Genomic DNA, 19,508 nt, shown 5'->3' with positions numbered 1-19,508 from the left:
AGGGGCTGTAGTAGATTAGCCCTAAATTTCACACCATTTTCGCAATATTTTTAACTGCTCTTTTGGTGTCCCAAAGTTAAACCGAAATTCACATTCCTTCAAGAATAAAGGAAAGTTTTTTCGGTTAATTCCATTATATTTTCGCAGTATCCGCTTCGCCTGATTCCAAAAATTTTCAATGCCATTAATATGATTTTGTTTCACCGCAAATAGCTCGGAATGATTGATTCGTTCGTGGTGAAATTCACTCACATCAAGTGCATCATAACTGCGATAAGTGTCCGTATAAACCCAGCTATCAGGCTTGATTTTTCTTTTAATAACAGGGAGTAATGTTTCACTCTTGGTGTTTTCAACCACAACAGTAAATACCTTTCCTTGTCGTTTTAGTAACCCAAAAACAGCAACTTTTCCAGCCGCTCCTCGTCCTCGTCCTCGTTTTCCCTTTCGATGACCACCAAAATAGCTTTCGTCTAGTTCAATTTCCCCCTCAAAAATCTCGTTAACTTCAAGGGATAAATGATAGCCAATCACAAGCCTGATTTTATGGTAGAACAAAGCGGCTGTATTCGGTTGAATATCTAGCAAATTTGCTGCTGTTCTTGCAGTAACTTCTGCGACAAAAAACTCAAGCAGTTTTTTCTGTATGGATTGCTTTAATTTACAATATGTTATCTTCATTTTTGTAGTATAGCATTGTTACTAATGCTACTACAGCCCCTTTCTTTTTATCATTACCTTGATTAAAAATACCATCCTAAAGAGGTATTTTTATACTTGATTATTTATGTTGGGGGGGGGGTAGAATACCTGAGTATTTTGACTATTAAATATCTAAATCTATCAAAGACAATAAGGGGACTCTAATGTGCTTTAAGAAATCAGCAATTGCATTATGCTGTGCTTTAACAATCAGCCAACTAACAATGGCACAAGGTAACGATAATGTCGCCATACCAAGTGGAGAGACTGATTATTATAACGGTCGATTTAACGCTTGGTATTTAAATGGCGGAAATTTAAAATTAGACGGAACTTCCGCCCCCAAAAATTGGACGGCGAGTGTTACATCTTATAAAGGAAATAATAGTGTTGATATTAAAGGAAAACAAGCAATATGGAATTCCTTTGTTCGACTAGCTAATCGATCCAATTTAACCGTTAATTTAACTGAGAACGCACTTTGGAAAAATGCTACTTTGGGAACGTTATCTGGTAATTTAACTGTGAATGTGTTAGACGGAGCAAAATTGTATATATGGCAAACCAGTTTTTCCCGTTCTGGAGAAAAGGGATTCAAGGACATTATCGATAGTATAGATTATCAAAACTCTCGATTATTTATTTTAGCTGCCAAAGAAAATGAATATTTGATTTCTCCGCTCGGCGGAAATGGCTCAGGTGATTTAATTTCTAAATTAAAGCAAGGTACTGCAACTGAAGGGGAATGGACACAATTTAAAAATGCATTAAAAAATAAAACGAGTTCTTTATTTTCATCCTCAGGAAACAAAATTATGCTTAGCTCTACCGCAAGTATAATAAATTTACGAAATGGAGGAATACTCGATTTTAATCATAGCAATAATCCCAATGGTAAGAATGGATTAGTTGTAGATAAATTTACCTCTGATGATGGTGTAATTATTTTAAACTCGGATACAAATGATCAATATTTTCAAATCGCCACTTCGGCAAGTGGTAATGTTCTTTTACAAGATGAAGGTCAGGCTAATGCCCGAGGACTTTACGGAAGCGAACCACTCATTTATTATCTAGGGGCAGATACACCGAGTTTAACTGTAAATGACAATAAACCTATTATGGAAAAAGGTTTATATACTTATAGAGTGAAATATTATTCAAAAGAGGAACTTGGAAAAGAATATGGAGGGTATTACTATGTTCCTGTACGTTTATCCAATACAGCATATGCTGCAAATTCTTTATCTAATACTAGTTATGCAACAATGAGTTTATATTATAACCAAGATAGACCCCAAGAATTTCGAACTAATCAATATAATCAAAACAGTCTCTATTTCAAACCTATCCATCAATCACAACGTTTAAACTCATCATATAATACTACTCTTCGTATAGAAGATAATGGATTTATCTTTGGAGCTGATAAATTATTCATTAAGGAAAATAAAAAATTTCTCATCGGTGCCTCTATTCTATTAGCTGATAGTAAACTCAAAGATGGTTTAAATGAAGGAAAGATGCAATCTTATGGTGCAAAAGTTTATGCCTCTCAAATCTTATCTAACGGTATATTTATAGATGCTCAAGGATGGTTAAACTTCTCAAGAAAAAAAATGGATATTAGTTCATTCAATAGCGAACAGGTATTTGAAGGTAAATATCATACCTTTGGTACAGGCATAGAAAGTAAAATCGGTTATCACTATACCAATGCAACACTATTTATAATGCCGTATTCAGGAGTTCGTGCATACAAAGAAAATTCAGCTACTTACAATTTAGGTAGGACACGAATTAAACATAAAGGAATAACTTATGCGGATGTCCATATCGGCTCTCGATTAGGATTACATATAGATAATAAAGGAAAATCTACTACATTTAAACCTTATATTGATGTTTCATATCGCTGGGATATCAAAAATAGCAATCGAATTGAAATTGATGAAAATACATTGGATGCACATATCAGTGGTTCGGCACGTTATATTGGCTTAGGAGCTGAATTTGATCTTGCCAAAAAACAATCCATTTCTACCTATATAGGGCATCAAAAAGGAAAAAATATTGAAAACGTAGTAGCTCAATTAATGTTTAACTATGTTTGGTAACTAAAATGATCTGCACCCCAAAAGTTGGACTAAATAACCAACTGATTAAGGTGCAGATTTTTTATGACTAAATATACTCAACGTTTCAAACAACAAGTGCTCGACTTTTATCATCAAAATGGAAAAAACCGTTCGCTTACTCGCCAGTATTTTCAGCTTCCCCAAAGCACGTTAGCACGTTGGATTGCGAAATTTAATCATAATGGAATCAATGGATTAGCTGTGTTAGGTAAAAAACGATGTTATTCTGTTGAGTTTAAATTAAAGGTTATTCAAGCTATCAAAAAAGGCCAGTGCTCCGCTGAAGCCGCCTGCTTTCGCTTTGATATCCCCAGTTCAGGGATAATTAGTCAATGGTTGCAACGCTTTGAAAAACAAGGTATAGATGGGTTATTACTCAAACCTAAAGGTCGTCCAAGTATGAAACTCAACTCACCTAAAATGCCACCAACGCCCAAAACAGAAGAAGAACGCTTGCGTTACCGAATTTTGGAATTAGAAGCGGAGAATGCAATGCTAAAAAAGTTGCAGGAACTCAACCAACAAAAAATGCAGAAAAAGCCGTCATCGTAAATGCCTTACGCTCGCGTTTCCCGTTGGAATTGTTACTCAGGCTAATCGGATTGGCACGCAGTTCGTTCTTTTATCATCTCAAGCCAAAGTCGGATAAAAATGTAGCGATTTCACAGAAAATAGAGGAAATTTATCGCAAAAATGACGAAAATTATGGTTATCGTCGAATTACCTTGGAATTAAGGAAATACTTGATTATCAACCACAAAAGGGGGCAAGCGATAATGCAACGTTTGGGGTTAAAAGGAAAAAGTAAGCAGAAAAAATATCGTTCTTACCAAGGCAAAGTGGGACACATTGCCGATAATCTGTTGCAACGGGATTTTACGGCAACGATGCCGAATGAGAAGTGGGTAACGGATATCACCGAGTTCAAATGTGCGGAAGGCAAAGTGTATTTATCGCCGATTAAAGACTTGTTTAATAACGAAATTATTGCTTATGATGTGGCGAGAAGTCCGAATTTTGAGCAGATAACCAGAATGCTGACCCAGGCGGTGAACCGATTAGCGGGGGAAAAACCGATACTGCATTCCGACCAAGGGTGGCAGTATCAAATGATGGGTTATCGGGAGATATTGAAAAAACACGGTATTAAGCAAAGTATATCGAGAAAAGGCAATTGCCTTGATAATGGTGCGATGGAAAGCTTTTTCGGGCGATTGAAGACGGAATGTTACTTTGGCAAGCGGTTTGAAACCTTTGAACAGCTTGAAAAAGTGATTCACGAGTACATTCATTACTACAACAATGAGCGTATTCAAGTGAAGCTCAAAGGACTAAGCCCTGTGGAATACAGAACTCAGTCCTTGAATGAAATTAGAATATAGTCTAACTTTTTGGGGGCAGATCATCTTTTTCTTCTTAGTCTTAACCTTTTACGCATTAGCGATTGGTGATGGATTCGGGCTTCACGGTTTAGTGCAAATGGGGGGCTGTTTAGGCTTAATCACCGCATTCTGTGCTTTTTACCTTGCCGCTGCAGAAATGATTAACGAAAATTTTGGGAGAGAAATTCTTCCTATTTAAAAGTATTAACTATAAGAATGTGAAATGTATCACTCATATTAGCTGATAGCCTTTCCCTCGTTGTGTTTTAACCCAAAGGTTATTGTCTTTTCTTCTCGGGAGTTTTTTTCTTAGGTTTGAGATATGCATATCTATACTGCGATCAAAGGGTGTGATATGTTTGCCTAGAGCGTTGATGCTTAAATACTCTCGAGATAGTATTTGTCCTGGATGGGTAATCAGTAATTGAAGTAAAATAAATTCTGTAGAGGTCAATCCCAAATCTTGGTCGTTATGGCTCGCTTGTTGTTTTTTTATATCAAGAACTAGTTCGCTATATGTAATGTAATAATTTTCTTGACTTTTCTTAAGAGTATGAGAGCTTACATTTATCCTACGTAAAATTGCATTAATTCTTGTGATAAGTTCACGCTCATTGAAAGGTTGAGATAAGCAGTCATCTGCACCTAGCTCTAAGCAGGTAATGCGATTCATAGCATTACCTGCGGTTATTACAATTATAGGGATAGTAAAATGTTCTCTAATTTGTCGTAGGATTACAGTACGATCTGACTTGGTGTGGGATATATCTAATATAGCCAGATGATAATGTTCCTCTGATTGATTTAATACGTCTTGTTCATTCGTTTCTTCGACTTCAAAATTATTCTTATGAAGTAGGTGAATCAAATCATAAACAAGAGATGTACCAGCATTGATTAATAACAATCTGGTCATTTTCTCAATTCCTTATATTTTATAGAAAATTTGAGCTAAGTATCTATTCCCAAAATTGCCACCATCTTTTGTCTTTTGGCTTTAGTTCAATGATGGCATTGTTTACTTCGGCTTCACCATTATTTGGCAATGGTTTATCTAGATCAAGATGAGTAACAATGCCACGATGATCAAAATTGACAACAAAGGTGTGTTGATCAGGTTTTTGATACGCTTTTTGGATTAGGAAAACGTAATACCAAGTGTTGTTGCTAAATGGATCAATTAAGACGGGCGTGCCGAGTAAATATTGCACTTGCTGGGCATTCATTCCAACTTTGACTTGATCGACTATTGCCGCTTCTAAGTAGTTGCCCTGTGGCACATCAATGCGGTAAACCACTTGGCTGATGGTTGAGCAGGCGGTAACGCTGAGAGCCAATAGCACTGTGGTGAGAAGAGTTTTTAATTGCATAAGGGTTCCCTTTTCCTTTGTATAAATGGGGTGATAATACCGAAACTTAATGAGATTGCCAAATTAATTCTGGTCTTTCAGCCAACGCTGTAATTGATCGCGTAAATTAGGCGGCAAGCCTTTAATGGTGAGGGTGTCGCCCATTTCGTCCCAAATCACGCGTTGGTTAATGAGTTCTGCATCAAAGCTGATTGTTACCCCTTTGCCTGAGCCTGAAAATTTGGTTAAGCCTTTTAAGGTGGAACGCACCGGTGGGATATGTTCTTCTAAACCATAATCTTGCGTATGGGTAAATTCAGCGAAAGACTGTTCGTTTAGAGTAGGCAAACTGTCGGAAAGTTCCCGCAATTCAATTTCTTCCCCCGCATTGATTTGCCCTTTGCAGTATTCAAACACCTGTTTTTTGACCGCTTGTGATTGTTCGGTATTGAGCGAGCCTTGTTCGCAATAATCACTCACCGCCTGTAATAAACATTGGTTTTGCACTTGCGGGTTTAAGCCCTCTTCCGCACCAAGGAAATCCATAAAAAAGTCGCCAATTTTTCGCCCCACTTTACCTTTAATAAAGGTTAAATAGCGGTTAGATTTTGCGTCAAGTTGCAATTCGGTGAGGTTAATGCGTGCGGCGATGTCGAATTGGGTTAAATCTAAATATTGGGTGCGGTGAATTTCTAGATTCTCGTCCACTAACATACTGGCTCGGCTATCGAGCAAGGCGATAAATAGATAGTCGGTGGCAAGAAAGTTGTATTGACACAACACGAATGTCCCGCTGTCGGCGAAGGCATATTTGCTTAATTCGGTGGCTAATAATTTGGCAGATTGGTGGCTAAATGGCAGGAAATCCATTTCATTTTCCAATAAACGGTTAAGATCTTGTGCGAAAACCGAGCCTTGTTGAAAAATGCCGTAAGCCTTAGCCTTATTCTGATAGCCTTGATGCAAATGCAACATCATTTGCTCCACCTCAGGGGTAATTGGCAGGAGGTTATCACGCAGTTGCACATCAAGCTGAACGGCATCTTCCTGTTGGTGTTTAACCAGTTGGTGTAAAACAATTTGCTTAACTGTAATACTCATTTTTAAATCCGTCTTTATAAAAAATTGTGCAATATTATAACCGCACTTTTGCTAAAAATATGCTAGGATACGCAAAATTATTCTCGTCTGAGATATGGACTTCAGCAAAAACGATTATGGCGAAACAATCAAAATTTCAAGATAAACAAGTCGATACTTTATTGAATGAACTCATCGCGGTGTTTGAAAAACATCAAACGCCAGTGGATTTATCCTTAGTGGTGCTGGGCAATAGTCCTCAAAAATAATATGGGGCAGCAGCAACGTATCGCCCTTGCACAAGCTTTTTCTGATGCGTTAATGAATTCTTTAAAAGAGAAAAAATAGTCAAATGTTTGGGATTAAAACAAGCAAACAATACCGTGAACAAACCTCCCGCAAAATTGCGTGGGGACATTGGTTTGTTTTTTTTAATATCCTTTGGGCGATTGTGATCGGCGGGCGTTATGCCTTTTTGATCGACTGGCCTGATACCCTCTTCGGTAAACTGTATTTTTTCGTTAGCCTATTGGGGCATTTTAGTTTTATCGTTTTTGCCCTGTATTTGCTGATTATTTTCCCGCTCAGTTTTATCGTAAAAAACAACCGCACTTTTCGCGGGCTGAGTGTGATTCTCACCACCATCGGGGCAACCCTTTTACTGGTGGATACGGAAGTTTTCGCACGGTTTAACTTTCATCTTTCTTCGCTGGTGTGGAATTTATTGGTGAACCCCGATAACGGCGAATTATCGCGGAATTGGCAAATTTTCTTTGCCCCAATGCCGATTATCCTCTTGATTCAAATGCTGTTTTCCCGTTGGTCGTGGGAAAAATTGCGTAGCCTTGAGCGACAAAAATGGCTCAAGGGCGTGGGGATCTTTTTTGTTTGCACCTTTATTGCCACCCATTTAGTTTATGCGTGGGCGGACGCGGCAATTTATCGCCCGATTACAATGCAAAAATCCAATTTCCCGCTGTCGTACCCGATGACCGCACGCTCATTCCTCGAAAAACACGGTTTTTTGGATAAAGAGCAATATAGCCAAGCCCTCGTCCAAGACGGTCGCCCTGAAGCGTTGGAAATGGATTATCCGAAATCCCCCTTGCATTTTACATCACATCAGCCAAGCAATATTTTGCTGATTACCGTGTCAGGGTTACGTTATGACGCAGTGAGTGCAGAAAATATGCCGAAGCTCAACGCTTTTGCACAGCAAGCCACGCAATATCTCAACCATTACAGCACGGGGAATAACAATAATGCGGGGCTGACGGGGCTATTTTACGGGCTAACGGCGAACTATACCGACAGCTTACTGAATAATAAAACCTCGCCAGTGTTGATTGAAACCCTAAAAAATCAGCCAACGCCTTACCAATTTGCCCTGTTTGCTAGCGATGGCTTTAAGGCGAGTTTGTTAAACCAAAGTGTATTTCATCAAGAGAAACTCAACCGCAAAGCGAACAACAATCAAACGGCAGTGCAACAATGGTCGCAATGGTATGCGAAGCACAATTCACGTCCTTATTTCAGCTATTTGAGCCTTGCCATACCGCAACGGTTAGACCAAACTGCTTACGCCTTGCAACTAAATGCCTTAGATCAGCAGCTTGATGCTGTGCTAAGCCAAGTGGATCGCGAAAATACCTTAATTTTACTCACCGCTGAGCAAGGCTATCATTTCACGGATTTGAGCGAAAAACAGCAAGCCAATTATTTCGCCCCAGAGGAAATCCGCGTGCCACTGATTATCGCGTGGCAAGGGCTAGAAAAAGGCAAGGTGGAAAAACTCACCAGCCACACGGATATTGTGCCAGCCTTAATGACCCATCTTTTCGCGGTGCAAAATCCTGTTTCTGATTATGCACAAGGGCAAGATTTATTTAGCTCAATAGCACGCCGAAATTGGGTGCAAGCAGGAAATTATCGCTGGAATGTCATCATTACAAACGATGGAACACAATACCACATCGATCGTCGCGGAAACTATCAAAAATATGACCGCACTTATCAAAAAGCCGCGTCTAACACGCCTCCGCTCGGGCTTTTCCTTGAGGTGTTCAGCAGAGATCGTTCCTTTTTTGAAAAATAAAAGGCCACAAAAAATCATAACCAATAGTTAGAACCAATTATATTTTTACTATTGAACCGCTTATACTATCGCCCCAGTAACGGCATTTCGCCTGTTTTATTATTCAAATCAATCTGGACAAGATAGAATGTTATTAAGTAAAAATCCGCGAATTTTTTATAACATTACACAACACACCAATCAAGACGCTCACCGCTTGAGTGAAAAGCTATTTTCTCTTAATAACAAGATCCCACTTTATTGGGATTTTTTCATATCTAGCCTATTGTCCGCCTCGCTTTCATTATTACGGAGAAAATTATGCGTAACCACGTTCGTAGCTTTAAAACCTATATCAGAGATGAAATTATCAAGAAAGGTGGTTGGGTAAATTCCCACGCACACGCCGACCGTGCGTTCACAATGACGCCAGAGAAAATCGGCATCTATCACACCAGCAATTTACAACAAAAATGGGATTTAGTGGACGAAGTCAAACGCACCTCCACCGTTGATGACTATTATGCTCGCTTCTGCCAAGCCATTGAATTAATGATCTCGCAAGGCGTAACCGCCTTTGGTACATTTGTGGACATTGACCCCATTTGTGAAGACCGAGCCATTATTGCCGCCCATAAAGCCCGCGAAGTGTACAAACACGACATCACCTTAAAATTCGCCAACCAAACCCTAAAAGGCGTGATCGAACCCACCGCAAGAAAATGGTTTGATATTGGCTCAGAAATGGTGGATATGATCGGCGGTCTTCCTTATCGCGATGAGCTGGATTACGGACGTGGTTTAGACGCAATGGATATTCTGCTCGATAAAGCCAAATCCCTCGGCATAATGTGCCACGTTCACGTGGATCAATTCAACACCCCAAGAGAAAAAGAAACGGAACAGCTGTGCGATAAAACCATCGAACACGGAATGGAAGGACGCGTTGTCGCCATTCACGGCATTTCCATCGGGGCGCATTCCAAAGAATACCGCTACAACCTCTACGAAAAAATGCGACAAGCCAAAATGATGATGATCGCCTGCCCAATGGCGTGGATCGACAGTAACCGTAAAGAAGATTTAATGCCGTTTCATAATGCCCTCACCCCTGTTGATGAAATGATCCCCGAAGGCGTCACCGTCGCCATCGGCACAGACAATATCTGCGATTATATGGTGCCATTATGCGAGGGGGATATGTGGCAAGAACTTAGCCTTCTCGCCGCTGGTTGTCGCTTCCCTGATTTAGAGGCAATGGTCAATATCGCCAGCATCAACGGAAGAAAAGTGTTGGGATTAGAGGTTTAAATTTCGCGAATAAAAATCCTCTCAAATGTGGAGGATTTTTTCATTTTATCAAACTTAAAGTGCGGTGAGATTTTTAAGCATTTTTGTAAGTCAATCAACAAAAGGGCTACCGCATTTTATCTAATCTTTCCCGTAAATCCTCTGCCGTTTGGCAGGTTTTTATCCGCTCAAAAAGTGCGGTGGCTTGTGGGTAAGATTTTTTCAGGTATTGTAGCCATTGTTTGGTGCGGGCGATGTGGTAGAAGCCAGTGTCGTGCTGGTTTTCAATGTGTGCGTAGCGGTGTAGTAGGGGCATTACGCCGTTGTCCCAGTCTAATTTTTGTTGATTAAATTTCACCACAAGGCTTAGGTTGGGGAGGGTTAAAGCCCCGCGTCCGATCATCACATCTTGGCAACCTGTTGTGGCAAGGCAGTCTTGTGCGTCTTGCCAGCTCCAAATTTCGCCGTTAGCGATAATGGGAATGTTCAGCCGTTGGCGGATTTCACCGATTTTTTGCCAGTTAATTTTTTCGGCGCGATAGCCATCGGTTTTAGTGCGTCCGTGAATAGTGATTTCCGTTGCGCCGCCTTGTTGCACCGCGTCCGCGATTTCAAAAGCGTGGCTATCGCTGTCCCAACCTAAACGCACTTTGACGCTCACCACCTGCTTTTGCGGGAGAGCTTGGCGTAAGGCTTTGGTGGCTTGGTAAATGAGTTCGGGCTGTTTGAGCAACGCTGCGCCGCCGTGGCTACCATTGACGGTTTTTGAGGGGCAACCGCAGTTAAAATCAATGCCGTGCGATCCCAATTCGGTGGCTAAAATAGCATTTTCTGCTAGCCATTGGGGGTGTTGCCCGAGTAATTGCACTCGCACAGGCGTGCCTGAGGGGGTGTATCCCCCTTGGTGCAGTTCAGGGCAGAGGCGATAAAAAGTTTTGGCTGGCAGACGTTGATCCACAACGCGAACAAATTCGGAGATACAGAGATCATAATCATTGATTTCCGTTAATAATTGGCGAACAAGAGGATCAAGCACGCCCTGCATTGGGGCTAGGAAAACACGCATTTTATTTACTGTCACTCTTTTGATAAAAATAAAAAAGCTGAATTTTTCACCGCACTTTGTTATTTGAGAGAAACGGTAAAAAATTCAGCAATAAATAAAGGTTTACTTCCACCCTTTCGCTTTACAAATCAAATCATAAGCGGCTTGAATTTGTTGGGTTTTTTCTTTCGCCATTTCAAGCATTTCTTCTGGCAAGCCTTTGGCAACCAGTTTGTCGGGGTGATTTTCATTCATTAAACGGCGGTAAGCTCGCTTAACGGTGGTGCGATCGTCATTTTCACTCACGCCTAGCACATTGTAAGCGTCCTGCAAGGTTGGGCCTGAGCTTTGATAACCGCCCTGATAGCTTCCTTGTTGCTGATAGTAGCCCTGTTGTGAGCCGTTATATTCATAATAAAACCCACCACGGCTAAATTGGCGAGCGGCAATTTCTGCCATTAAAATTTGTTGGAATTGGAAACTGGACAAGCCCAATTCTTCCGCCACCACTTGAAGTACATCTTTTTCATTTTCGTGCAAATGATCATCGGCAAAGGCGGCTTGCAGCTGAATGCGTAAGAACATTCGCAACAAGTCGCTACGCTGACCGCAGGCGGTGCAAAATTCACGGATCACTTGACGCAATGGGAAATTCGGATCTTTCCCGCGATTAAACGCTTCTTGTGCCAGTTTGCGACCTTTGTCGTCCAAATTCATTTGGTTCATTAGGTTATTGGCAAGGGCGATGTCGTCTTGCGTAACGCGACCTTTGGATTTCGACAAATGCCCGAGTACGGCAAAGGTGGTTTGCATAAAGAGCGATTGGCGGGTTTCTTTGCGTTGGAAAAAACTCGAACGCACGCTACCGAGTTCGTATAATTTTTTATCTGCCAAATGCCCTAAATACGCACCAACCAGCCCACCAAAAAAGCCACCAAAACGGTAGCCAATAAAAAAGCCTAATAGTTTTCCAATAAATGTCATTTCATTCTCCAAACTTTATCAAAGTGCGGTGCTAAAATTTGTCGTTTTTTATTCTACGCCGTACTGTTCGCGATATGCCCGCATTGCGGGTAAATATTGTTGATAAGCGGGATCTTGCTCAATAAACTGCATTAAATCATCAAAATCCACAATAGAAAGCACGTTGCATTGATAATCGCGTTCCACTTCTTGAATGGCAGAAAGCGTGCCTTTGCCGCGTTCTTTACGATTTAACGCAATCATCACTGCACTTAATGTCGCTTGATTTTGTGCGATCAAATCCATTGCTTCGCGAATTGCCGTGCCAGCGGTGATCACATCGTCCACCAATAGCACCTTGCCTTGCAACGGGCTGCCGATTAAATTTCCGCCCTCGCCATGATCTTTCGCTTCTTTGCGGTTAAAACACACGGGCTTATCAATGCCATATTGGTTGAACAACGCCACAGAGAGCGTTGTGCCAATGGGAATGCCTTTGTAGGCGGGGCCAAAAATCACATCATAATCTAAGCCACTGGCTTGAATGGCAGCGGCGTAAAATTGCCCTAAACGAGCCAAATCCGCTCCCGTGTTAAACAAGCCAGCGTTGAAGAAATAAGGGCTGACCCGCCCTGATTTCAAGGTGAACTCACCAAATTTAAGCACATTTCGGCTGAGTGCGAATTTGATAAAGTCGATTTTGTAGCCTTGCATTTGCGCCCCCAATTATGCTTGCTCTAAGGCTTCACGCTGCGCGTTGAAGATCACTTCACAGCCTTGTTTTGCGAGATCTAACAGGGTTAATAATTCTTCGTGGGAGAATGGCTCACCTTCTGCTGTGCCTTGCACTTCAATCATTCGGCCATCATCGGTCATCACCACGTTCATATCGGTTTCGGCGTTGCTATCTTCCACATATTCCAAATCGCATACCGCTTCGCCCTCTACAATGCCAACAGAAATAGCCGCCACCAGCCCTTTAATTGGGTTCGTTTTTAGCACACCTTTTTCCATTAAGCCGTTTATAGCGTCCACTAACGCCACGCAAGCTCCAGTAATAGAAGCCGTCCGCGTGCCGCCATCAGCTTGGATCACATCACAATCCAGTGTGATTGAACGCTCACCAAGGGCGGTGAGATCCACCATTGCACGCAAAGAGCGGGCGATTAAACGTTGAATTTCCATTGTGCGTCCGCCTTGCTTGCCTTTCGCCGCTTCGCGTTGCATACGGCTATGGGTGGAACGTGGCAACATTCCATATTCTGCCGTTACCCAACCTTGATTTTGCCCTTTTAAAAAACGTGGCACACTCTCATCAACAGAGGCGGTGCAAAGCACTTTGGTTTCACCAAACTCCACCAGCACCGAACCTTCGGCATATTTGGTGAAGTGGCGGGTGATTTTAATCGGGCGAGGTTGATTTACAGGGCGATCATTTGGACGCATTTAGGATTCCTTTGATTTGGTCATAAAATGTCCCTCATTCTAACACGCAAACTGACAGATGAAAAATTTAACGGTAGAATAAGGGCAATTTTTACCGCCTATAAGGACAAATTATGATTTACAGTATGACGGCATTCGCCCGTTATGAAATCAAACAAGATTGGGGCAATGCGGTGTGGGAAATTCGCTCCGTCAATCAACGTTATTTAGAAACCTTTTTCCGCTTGCCAGAGCCTTTCCGTGGCTTAGAAAATGGCTTGCGTGAAAAACTACGCCAGCGTTTAACCCGTGGCAAAGTGGAATGTAGCCTGCGTTTTGAGGGCAAGCCACAAACTAGCGAAGCGTTAAATTTAAACCAAGCCTTAGCCCAGCAAGTCATCGCTTCGTTGCAATGGTTAAAACAGCAAGCGGGCGAGGGCGAGATTAATCTCACCGATGTGTTACGTTACCCCGGTGTGGTGGAAACGCCCGAGCAGGATCTCGATCGCATCAGCCAAGCGTTGCTTGAGGGATTTGAGCAAGCCTTAGCGGAATTTATCGCAATGCGTGGTCGCGAGGGGGAAAAGCTCCACGATCTCATCGAACAACGCTTAGCGGCGATTACGCTGGAAAGCGAAAAAGTGCGGTCAAAAATGCCAGAGATTTTGCAGTGGCAGCGTGAACGTCTGCAACAACGCTTCGATGAATTGCAATTACAAGCGGATCAGCAACGATTAGAGCAAGAAATGGTGCTACTTGCTCAACGGATTGATGTGGCAGAAGAGCTTGACCGCCTGCAACTGCACGTTAAAGAAACCCAACGCATTCTGCACAAAGGCGGTGCGGTGGGGCGTAAGCTAGATTTTATGATGCAAGAGCTGAACCGCGAAAGTAATACGCTCGCCTCAAAATCCATCAACGCTGAAGTAACCAATGCGGCGGTGGAGCTTAAAGTGCTTATCGAACAAATGCGTGAACAAATTCAGAATTTGGAATAACAATGATGATTAATTTACACCAATACCGCGTGATTTCTGTGCAAGGGGCGGACGCGGAAAAATTCTTGCAAGGTCAGCTCACTTGCGATGTGAACGGGCTGCCTGATGGGCAATCCACCCTCACCGCCCATTGCGACCCTAAAGGCAAAATGAACAGCGTTTTCCGCCTTATTCGTGCCAATGCGGAGCAGTTTTATCTGCTCATTCGCCACGCTCTATTGCCCTCAGCGTTGGATAATCTGAAAAAATACGCCGTTTTTTCTAAAGTGGTGTTCACAGAGCAAGATTGGCAAATTATCGGTGTTTTAGATAAACAAAAGTGCGGTGCGATTTCAGCGGATTTTTCTGTTACGCTTCCCGCCCCGCTAAATAGCGTGATCCTGCTCAACCAAACCGCACAGGATCTCGTTATCACCGGCACAGCGGAACAATGGGATCTTGCCGAAATTCAAGCGGGCTACCCGATTTTATCGCCCGAAAGCCAAAATGAATTTATCCCCCAAGCCTTGAATTTACAATGTATCGAACAAGCCATTTCCTTCCAAAAAGGCTGTTACATCGGGCAAGAAACCGTGGCGCGTGCGAAATATCGTGGTATTAACAAACGAGCGATGTTTACCTTCAACCTCGAAACGAACGAAGAAACCGCCGCACAAATTCAGCTTGGCTCAGAAATTGAAATGCAGTTAGAAAACGGCTGGCGTAAAACAGGCACTATCCTAAGTGCGGTGCATTTTGATAACGTTTTATGGCTACAAGTGGTGTTAAATAATAATTTTGAACCTAATACGCAATTTAGATTGGCTGGCAGTGAAACACTGTTAAATGCCGTTCCATTGCCTTATGGGCTTGAATAACTTGCAGGATAAAAAATTGGGCTTAATGCCCAATTTTCTGGTTTGTCGTTAATTGTTGATAAGCGAAATACGCTAACTGTATTGCAATTACATAACAAAGTGTGGCGGTTTTGCGGTTGTTTTTGACTTTAGATCTATGTATCAATTATCCCTATTATTTTAGATCTTCAAGATGATTAAAATTTTGAAAGGCGTTTTTTTGTGTGGAGAAATCCACTGCAATGGCGTGATTTTCTCGCATAAACTGTAACATTCGCCGTTCGTCTTTTTGTAAATATGTGCGTAAATTTTCCGTCAATAAGGGAGAAACAAGGCAAAATGTGGGGTGTTCGCGTTCTCCATCTGTGGCATAAGTGAGAAAAATAGAGGATTTTTTCACCGCACTTTTATTTTGCGTTTCGTTGTCTAAAAAGGGCTGTTGCAGTTTTTCCACTAAATCTAAAGGTAAGAACGGGCAATCGCAAGGCACAAATAAAACCAAATCACTTTTCGCTCGGGTTAATCCCGCTAACATACCGCTAAGCGGACCCTGGAAATCGGCTAAATCATCAGCAAACACAGGCAAGCCACTTTGTCGATAAATGGCTTGATTACGATTGGCATTCACAGCCACTTCCGCCACTTGATTTTTCAGCCGTTGATAACAATGCCAAAAGAGCGGCACGCCTTGATAAAGTTGTAACCCCTTATCCACACCGCCCATACGCCTTGCCAAACCGCCAGCTAAAATTACCGCACTGATTTCCATTACTTCCTCCACTTAATGATGGTTTATTTTACGAGGTTAGTCTAGAAATGAGCAAATGAAAAGTGCGGTGTGAAAATGGAGGGATTTTCAGCTTTCATTGAAGTTTATGGTTTTTTACCCCAGCTTATTCCTTTCTCAAAATAATTAAAGTATCATTCAACCTTTTGTTATTCTTGGTGAGGAAGTGCTATGAAATGTCATCGTTTAAATGAAGTGTTGGAATTGTTGCAGCCTTATTGGTCGCAAGATCCTGATTTGAGCTTAACCCAAATTTTGCAGAAAATTGCTGATGAGGCGGGCTTTGATAAACCTGTGGCGGAATTGACCGATGAGGTGATCATCTATCATTTAAAAATGTATGGCACAGATAAAAATGAGCCAATTCCGGGAATTAAAAAAGATTACGAAGAAGATTTCAAAACTGCGTTGTTAAAAGCACGCGGTATCATTAAATAAGGATTATCTCAATGAAAAAATTGCTTTTTACACTGGTTTCTTTTTTTGCGGTGGCAAATGTGCAGGCGGCGGATTTAACTGAGGGAAAACAATATGTTACCTTAAATACCGAGCGTTCGGTGCAGCCTGAGGTGGTTGAGTTTTTCTCATTCTATTGCCCGCATTGTTATGCCTTTGAAATGGACTATCACATTCCTGAAAAAGTGGAAAATGCTTTGCCTGAAGGAACGAAATTTAAACAATATCACGTTAATTTCTTAGGTTTTCAATCAGAAAACTTAACTCGTGCGTGGGCGTTGGCAATGGCGTTAGGCGTGGAAAAGAAAGTGAAAGCCCCTTTATTTGAAGCGGCACAAAGTGCGGTGCGAAATCGCGATCAAAATGCCCCAAGTTTAGCGGATATTCGCCAAATTTTCATTGATAATGGGGTGAGTGCGGAGCAGTTTGACGGCGGCATTAATAGTTTTGCGGTAACAGGGCTTTATAATCAGCAAGTGCAAGCGGCACAGCGTTTTGATGTCCACGGCGTGCCAGATTTTTATGTGAATGGCAAATATCGCATCAATCCTGAGGGCTTATCTCACACCCAAGACGGCTTTATTCAAGATTATGTGGACACGGTGAAAGCCTTGCTACAAAAGTAACAAATCCATTGCAAAAAGACTAAAAAATTGGTTTAATGCGTGCCGATTTTGAATACGGAAAACTGAGGATATTATGGCAGAAAGTTTTAGTGTAACCCGTCGCTTTTTTGACGATAAAAACTATCCCCGCGGTTTTGCTCGCCACGGTGATTATACGATTAAAGAATCTCAAGTGTTAGAGCAATATGGTCAAGCGTTCAAAGCGTTAGAATCTGGTGAACGCACGCCAGCAACCGAAGAAGAAACGGCATTTGTTGCTTTTTGTAAAGGCGAACGCCCAGCCGAAACGTTCTTCGAGAAAACGTGGGATAAATACCGTTCTCGTATTTCCGCAACAAAACGTGTTTATACGCTCTCTGGCGTGGTGGGTGCGGATAATTTAGACGATTTTTCTGCCGAATAAAACAGCACATTTTGACGAAACAAGGGCTTGAATATTCAAGCCCTGATTTTTTATCGCTAACACAATAAACTAGCCATTCTGACAGAAAAGAGCCAGCAATCTTATGCAATACAATCCCGATCATTATTCACAGCAATTAGAAAAAAAACAGCAAAAACTGACCGCACTTTTATCTCCGTTCAACGCTCCTGCGTTGGAGGTGTTCGATTCCCCCGCGTTGCATTACCGAATGCGGGCGGAGTTTCGCATTTGGCATCAAGGCTCGGATTTTTATCATATTATGTTTGATCCGCAAACCCGCAAGCCCTACCGCATTGATGATTTCCCCATTGCTAGCCAGCTTATCAATCAAATGATGCAAAGAATTTTGCCTCTGCTGAAAGCTGAGCCTGCTCTTAGCCATCGTCTGTTTCAAATCGACTATCTCAGCACGCTGAGCAATAAGATCATCGTCAGTCTGCTGTATCACAAAACCCTTGATGAACAATGGCAACAAGCAGCCCAACAACTACGCCAAAACTTGCAACAACAAGGCTTTGATGTACAACTGATCGGGCGTGCAAGCAAGCAAAAAATTTGTTTGGATCAGGATTATGTTGATGAAATTTTACCCGTCAATGGCAAAAATTACACCTATCGCCAAGTGGAAAACAGTTTCACCCAACCGAATGCGGCGGTGAATTGCAAAATGTTACAGTGGGCGATGGATTGCACTCAAAACAGCCAAGGGGATCTGCTTGAGCTTTATTGTGGCAACGGCAATTTTTCCATTGCCCTGGCACAAAATTTCCGCAACGTGCTAGCAACGGAAATCGCCAAACCCTCTGTGGCAGCAGCACAATTTAACATTCAAGCCAACCACATTGACAATTTGCAAATTATCCGAATGTCAGCGGAGGAATTTACCCAAGCGATGAACGGCGTGCGTGAATTTAATCGCTTAAAAGGGATTAATCTGCGTGAGTATGAATGCAACACGATTTTTGTCGATCCGCCACGAGCGGGGCTAGACCCCGACACGGTGAAACTGGTGCAACAATACGATCGCATTTTGTATATCTCCTGCAATCCCCATACCTTATGCAACAACCTCACCAGCCTTTGCCAAACGCACCGCATCGAGCGTTCCGCCTTATTCGATCAATTTCCTTACACGGAACATATGGAGGCGGGTGTATGGTTGCAACGAAAATAGCCCTTCAGCTCCTCTGCGAAACAAAAATGCCCGAAAAATTCACCGCACTTTGTGAACGAGAAGGCTTAGTTCATCAGCCAGAAAGCCCGCTAGCATTGGTACAAACCGAACAAAATGGGATTGAACGTTTAGAGCTACGCAAGCTAGATGAACCCAAGCTGGGGGCGGTTTATGTGGATTTTGTCAGCGGCACGCTTGCCCATCGGCGTAAATTTGGTGGCGGACGAGGCGAAGCCATCGCCAAAGCGGTCGGTATCAAAAAAGATTATCTCCCCACTGTGATTGACGCAACCGCAGGGCTGGGGCGAGATGCTTTTGTGCTAGCCGCAATTGGCTGCCAAGTGCGTTTGGTCGAACGCCACCCTGTGGTGCGATTGTTGTTGCAAGACGGCTTACAGCGAGCCTACCAAGATGCTGAAATTGGCACAATGATGCAACAAAATATGCAACTCCTGCCCGAAACTCATATCGCCGAATTAGCCCCACAAGGCATTCAAGCTGACGTGGTTTACCTTGATCCGATGTATCCACACAAAGCCAAAAGTGCGTTGGTGAAAAAAGAAATGCGAATTTTCCAGCATTTGGTTGGTGCAGATGAAGATGCCGATCAACTCCTCTCCCCCGCCTTACAAATCGCCCAAAAACGCGTAGTGGTAAAACGCCCTGACTACGCCACATTTCTCGCCGAAAAAGCACCGCACTTTAGCCGTGAAACCAAAAATCATCGTTTTGATATTTATAGTCTTTTGTAAAAATAGA

Annotated in this window: 21 protein-coding genes and 1 pseudogene; 13 read left to right on the top strand and 9 right to left on the bottom strand. The window is 42.3% G+C overall.

What is annotated here, in order from left to right; all coding sequences use genetic code 11:
• Positions 1–21: 21 nt before the first annotated feature.
• The gene (locus DXZ23_RS03960; protein ID WP_017805094.1) at positions 22–681 is read right to left on the bottom strand and encodes an IS1595 family transposase; all 660 of its coding nucleotides are present in this window, start codon (positions 679–681) and stop codon (positions 22–24) included.
• Positions 682–866: 185 nt separating this feature from the next.
• Between DXZ23_RS03960 and DXZ23_RS03955 the strand changes: the two genes are divergently transcribed.
• The 3 genes from DXZ23_RS03955 (at position 867) to DXZ23_RS03945 (ending at position 4,421) form a co-directional block, all read left to right on the top strand.
• Positions 867–2,819 (top strand): autotransporter outer membrane beta-barrel domain-containing protein, encoded by a 1,953-nt coding sequence (locus DXZ23_RS03955; RefSeq protein WP_017805379.1) that lies wholly within the window; start codon positions 867–869, stop codon positions 2,817–2,819.
• Between the two features lie 63 nt (positions 2,820–2,882).
• Positions 2,883–4,222, top strand: a protein-coding gene (locus DXZ23_RS03950) for an IS3 family transposase (protein WP_114995401.1) whose coding sequence is annotated in 2 segments (ribosomal slippage) — positions 2,883–3,333 and positions 3,333–4,222 — 1,341 coding nt in all. Because the reading frame shifts where the segments join, the coding sequence is not laid out codon by codon here.
• A complete protein-coding gene (locus DXZ23_RS03945; RefSeq protein WP_017805381.1) occupies positions 4,206–4,421 on the top strand; it encodes a GPR1/FUN34/YaaH family transporter in 216 nt (71 codons plus the stop codon). The genes DXZ23_RS03950 and DXZ23_RS03945 overlap by 17 nt, the downstream gene beginning before the upstream one ends.
• Before the next feature lie 33 nt (positions 4,422–4,454).
• Here the strand turns inward: DXZ23_RS03945 and DXZ23_RS03940 are convergent, their stop codons facing one another.
• The 3 genes from DXZ23_RS03940 to yejK all read right to left on the bottom strand — a co-directional run bounded on the left by DXZ23_RS03940 (position 4,455) and on the right by yejK (position 6,672).
• Positions 4,455–5,138: a winged helix-turn-helix domain-containing protein gene (locus DXZ23_RS03940; RefSeq protein WP_017805382.1), complete on the bottom strand. Its 684-nt coding sequence runs from the start codon at positions 5,136–5,138 to the stop codon at positions 4,455–4,457.
• A 43-nt stretch (positions 5,139–5,181) separates the two neighbouring features.
• Positions 5,182–5,592: an outer membrane protein assembly factor BamE gene (bamE, locus tag DXZ23_RS03935; protein WP_017805383.1), complete on the bottom strand. Its 411-nt coding sequence runs from the start codon at positions 5,590–5,592 to the stop codon at positions 5,182–5,184.
• Between the two features lie 63 nt (positions 5,593–5,655).
• Positions 5,656–6,672, bottom strand: coding sequence for a nucleoid-associated protein YejK (gene yejK, locus DXZ23_RS03930; RefSeq protein ID WP_017805384.1), 1,017 nt, complete (start codon positions 6,670–6,672; stop codon positions 5,656–5,658).
• Positions 6,673–6,788: 116 nt separating this feature from the next.
• On the opposite strand from yejK, the pseudogene DXZ23_RS03925 reads away from it, so the two are divergent.
• From DXZ23_RS03925 to DXZ23_RS03915, 3 genes and pseudogenes are all read left to right on the top strand, one after another.
• Positions 6,789–6,999, top strand: a pseudogene (locus DXZ23_RS03925) (DUF1414 domain-containing protein).
• Between the two features lie 4 nt (positions 7,000–7,003).
• Complete coding sequence (locus tag DXZ23_RS03920) at positions 7,004–8,746, top strand: DUF3413 domain-containing protein (RefSeq protein WP_017805386.1); 1,743 nt, start codon at positions 7,004–7,006, stop codon at positions 8,744–8,746.
• Between the two features lie 300 nt (positions 8,747–9,046).
• On the top strand, positions 9,047–10,036 hold the full coding sequence (locus DXZ23_RS03915; RefSeq protein ID WP_017805387.1) for an amidohydrolase family protein: 990 nt from the start codon (positions 9,047–9,049) through the stop codon (positions 10,034–10,036).
• Between the two features lie 106 nt (positions 10,037–10,142).
• Here the strand turns inward: DXZ23_RS03915 and dusC are convergent, their stop codons facing one another.
• From dusC to rph, 4 genes are all read right to left on the bottom strand, one after another.
• Positions 10,143–11,081: a tRNA dihydrouridine(16) synthase DusC gene (gene dusC, locus DXZ23_RS03910; protein WP_017805388.1), complete on the bottom strand. Its 939-nt coding sequence runs from the start codon at positions 11,079–11,081 to the stop codon at positions 10,143–10,145.
• A 102-nt stretch (positions 11,082–11,183) separates the two neighbouring features.
• On the bottom strand, positions 11,184–12,044 hold the full coding sequence (gene djlA / locus DXZ23_RS03905; protein WP_017805389.1) for a co-chaperone DjlA: 861 nt from the start codon (positions 12,042–12,044) through the stop codon (positions 11,184–11,186).
• 48 nt (positions 12,045–12,092) lie between these two features.
• A complete protein-coding gene (pyrE, locus tag DXZ23_RS03900) occupies positions 12,093–12,737 on the bottom strand; it encodes an orotate phosphoribosyltransferase (protein WP_026138455.1) in 645 nt (214 codons plus the stop codon).
• Positions 12,738–12,749: 12 nt separating this feature from the next.
• Entirely contained in the window at positions 12,750–13,469 is a 720-nt protein-coding gene (gene rph, locus DXZ23_RS03895; protein ID WP_017805391.1) for a ribonuclease PH, read from the bottom strand.
• Positions 13,470–13,582: 113 nt separating this feature from the next.
• Here rph and DXZ23_RS03890 point away from each other — a divergent pair, with 113 nt between their 5' ends.
• Positions 13,583–14,446 (top strand): YicC/YloC family endoribonuclease, encoded by an 864-nt coding sequence (locus DXZ23_RS03890; protein WP_017805392.1) that lies wholly within the window; start codon positions 13,583–13,585, stop codon positions 14,444–14,446.
• Positions 14,443–15,303: a CAF17-like 4Fe-4S cluster assembly/insertion protein YgfZ gene (gene ygfZ, locus DXZ23_RS03885; RefSeq protein WP_026138456.1), complete on the top strand. Its 861-nt coding sequence runs from the start codon at positions 14,443–14,445 to the stop codon at positions 15,301–15,303. Before DXZ23_RS03890 ends, ygfZ begins: the two co-directional genes overlap by 4 nt.
• 154 nt (positions 15,304–15,457) lie before the next feature.
• On the opposite strand, the gene mobA is transcribed toward ygfZ, so the two are convergent.
• Positions 15,458–16,051: a molybdenum cofactor guanylyltransferase MobA gene (gene mobA, locus DXZ23_RS03880; protein ID WP_021724806.1), complete on the bottom strand. Its 594-nt coding sequence runs from the start codon at positions 16,049–16,051 to the stop codon at positions 15,458–15,460.
• A 189-nt stretch (positions 16,052–16,240) separates the two neighbouring features.
• Between mobA and DXZ23_RS03875 the strand changes: the two genes are divergently transcribed.
• The 5 genes from DXZ23_RS03875 (at position 16,241) to DXZ23_RS03855 (ending at position 19,501) form a co-directional block, all read left to right on the top strand.
• Positions 16,241–16,507 (top strand): YihD family protein, encoded by a 267-nt coding sequence (locus DXZ23_RS03875; RefSeq protein WP_017805394.1) that lies wholly within the window; start codon positions 16,241–16,243, stop codon positions 16,505–16,507.
• Positions 16,508–16,518: 11 nt separating this feature from the next.
• Complete coding sequence (dsbA, locus tag DXZ23_RS03870; RefSeq protein ID WP_017805395.1) at positions 16,519–17,151, top strand: thiol:disulfide interchange protein DsbA; 633 nt, start codon at positions 16,519–16,521, stop codon at positions 17,149–17,151.
• Between the two features lie 73 nt (positions 17,152–17,224).
• The gene (locus tag DXZ23_RS03865; protein WP_017805396.1) at positions 17,225–17,554 is read left to right on the top strand and encodes a MaoP family protein; all 330 of its coding nucleotides are present in this window, start codon (positions 17,225–17,227) and stop codon (positions 17,552–17,554) included.
• 103 nt (positions 17,555–17,657) lie between these two features.
• The gene (gene trmA / locus DXZ23_RS03860) at positions 17,658–18,749 is read left to right on the top strand and encodes a tRNA (uridine(54)-C5)-methyltransferase TrmA (RefSeq protein WP_017805397.1); all 1,092 of its coding nucleotides are present in this window, start codon (positions 17,658–17,660) and stop codon (positions 18,747–18,749) included.
• On the top strand, positions 18,731–19,501 hold the full coding sequence (locus DXZ23_RS03855; RefSeq protein WP_017805398.1) for a class I SAM-dependent methyltransferase: 771 nt from the start codon (positions 18,731–18,733) through the stop codon (positions 19,499–19,501). Before trmA ends, DXZ23_RS03855 begins: the two co-directional genes overlap by 19 nt.
• The last annotated feature ends 7 nt before the right edge of the window (positions 19,502–19,508 follow it).

This window comes from Avibacterium paragallinarum (assembly GCF_900450705.1).
In the GTDB taxonomy this organism is placed as follows: Bacteria; Pseudomonadota; Gammaproteobacteria; order Enterobacterales; family Pasteurellaceae; genus Avibacterium; species Avibacterium paragallinarum.
The sequence above is the reverse complement of the archived record's forward strand: the minus strand, read 5'-3'. Positions and strand labels throughout refer to the sequence as shown.

Excerpts from the sequence above, each read along its gene's own strand:
- DXZ23_RS03960 (WP_017805094.1), bottom strand. The coding sequence starts at position 681 with ATGAAGATAACATATTGTAAATTAAAGCAATCCATACAGAAAAAACTG.
- DXZ23_RS03955 (WP_017805379.1), top strand. The coding sequence starts at position 867 with ATGTGCTTTAAGAAATCAGCAATTGCATTATGCTGTGCTTTAACAATC.
- DXZ23_RS03945 (WP_017805381.1), top strand. The coding sequence starts at position 4,206 with ATGAAATTAGAATATAGTCTAACTTTTTGGGGGCAGATCATCTTTTTC.
- DXZ23_RS03940 (WP_017805382.1), bottom strand. The coding sequence starts at position 5,138 with ATGACCAGATTGTTATTAATCAATGCTGGTACATCTCTTGTTTATGAT.
- bamE (WP_017805383.1), bottom strand. The coding sequence starts at position 5,592 with ATGCAATTAAAAACTCTTCTCACCACAGTGCTATTGGCTCTCAGCGTT.
- yejK (WP_017805384.1), bottom strand. The coding sequence starts at position 6,672 with ATGAGTATTACAGTTAAGCAAATTGTTTTACACCAACTGGTTAAACAC.
- DXZ23_RS03920 (WP_017805386.1), top strand. The coding sequence starts at position 7,004 with ATGTTTGGGATTAAAACAAGCAAACAATACCGTGAACAAACCTCCCGC.
- DXZ23_RS03915 (WP_017805387.1), top strand. The coding sequence starts at position 9,047 with ATGCGTAACCACGTTCGTAGCTTTAAAACCTATATCAGAGATGAAATT.
- dusC (WP_017805388.1), bottom strand. The coding sequence starts at position 11,081 with ATGCGTGTTTTCCTAGCCCCAATGCAGGGCGTGCTTGATCCTCTTGTT.
- djlA (WP_017805389.1), bottom strand. The coding sequence starts at position 12,044 with ATGACATTTATTGGAAAACTATTAGGCTTTTTTATTGGCTACCGTTTT.
- pyrE (WP_026138455.1), bottom strand. The coding sequence starts at position 12,737 with ATGCAAGGCTACAAAATCGACTTTATCAAATTCGCACTCAGCCGAAAT.
- rph (WP_017805391.1), bottom strand. The coding sequence starts at position 13,469 with ATGCGTCCAAATGATCGCCCTGTAAATCAACCTCGCCCGATTAAAATC.
- DXZ23_RS03890 (WP_017805392.1), top strand. The coding sequence starts at position 13,583 with ATGATTTACAGTATGACGGCATTCGCCCGTTATGAAATCAAACAAGAT.
- mobA (WP_021724806.1), bottom strand. The coding sequence starts at position 16,051 with ATGGAAATCAGTGCGGTAATTTTAGCTGGCGGTTTGGCAAGGCGTATG.
- DXZ23_RS03875 (WP_017805394.1), top strand. The coding sequence starts at position 16,241 with ATGAAATGTCATCGTTTAAATGAAGTGTTGGAATTGTTGCAGCCTTAT.
- dsbA (WP_017805395.1), top strand. The coding sequence starts at position 16,519 with ATGAAAAAATTGCTTTTTACACTGGTTTCTTTTTTTGCGGTGGCAAAT.
- DXZ23_RS03865 (WP_017805396.1), top strand. The coding sequence starts at position 17,225 with ATGGCAGAAAGTTTTAGTGTAACCCGTCGCTTTTTTGACGATAAAAAC.
- trmA (WP_017805397.1), top strand. The coding sequence starts at position 17,658 with ATGCAATACAATCCCGATCATTATTCACAGCAATTAGAAAAAAAACAG.
- DXZ23_RS03855 (WP_017805398.1), top strand. The coding sequence starts at position 18,731 with ATGGTTGCAACGAAAATAGCCCTTCAGCTCCTCTGCGAAACAAAAATG.